This is a genomic window from Aromatoleum diolicum, from assembly GCF_012910955.1.
Classification (GTDB): Bacteria; Pseudomonadota; Gammaproteobacteria; order Burkholderiales; family Rhodocyclaceae; genus Aromatoleum; species Aromatoleum diolicum.
The window spans coordinates 1-435 of record NZ_WTVQ01000128.1 but is presented as its reverse complement, the minus strand read 5'-3'; the positions used below and the strand labels follow the sequence as shown (position 1 = coordinate 435).

General features: G+C 45.3%; 1 protein-coding gene. It reads right to left on the bottom strand.

From position 1 onward, the window contains the following. Positions 1–206: 206 nt before the first annotated feature. On the bottom strand, positions 207–435 hold a 229-nt coding region (locus GPA25_RS23920; protein ID WP_211163341.1), incomplete at its 5' end, for a putative quinol monooxygenase.

Here is a 435-nt window from a genome sequence, read left to right as displayed (position 1 = left end):
GAATTATCGCCGTTTGTGGTCATTGCCCATATGTTACGACCTGTGCGGTGTAGTTTAAGAGATCTGCTTGGAAAACGGAAAATATCCCACGTTAGGCCTGTTTTTTAAGTAGACAGGCGTTGACGGGCAGCATTGAGCGTGAAGCGGACGATCATTGTGCTGGACCGCAATAACAAGGGTTGGCTTAGTCGTAAACAAATTTATGCTTACTCTTCCATCAAATCCCTTTCAGTAAAGGCGCCATACTTTAGGACTTTCCCCTTCATTCGTTCCTGCCAGCGGTTGATAAATTCTATAATGTCGGTTGTTTTGAGATAGGCACTTAGTGAGTCGTGATCTTTCCAGCGTTTCGATATGAGCAATCGTCCGCCCAAATGGTTATCTACGGCGACATCATATGAGAGGTTTCCTTCACGTTGTCGAGTGGATATAGCC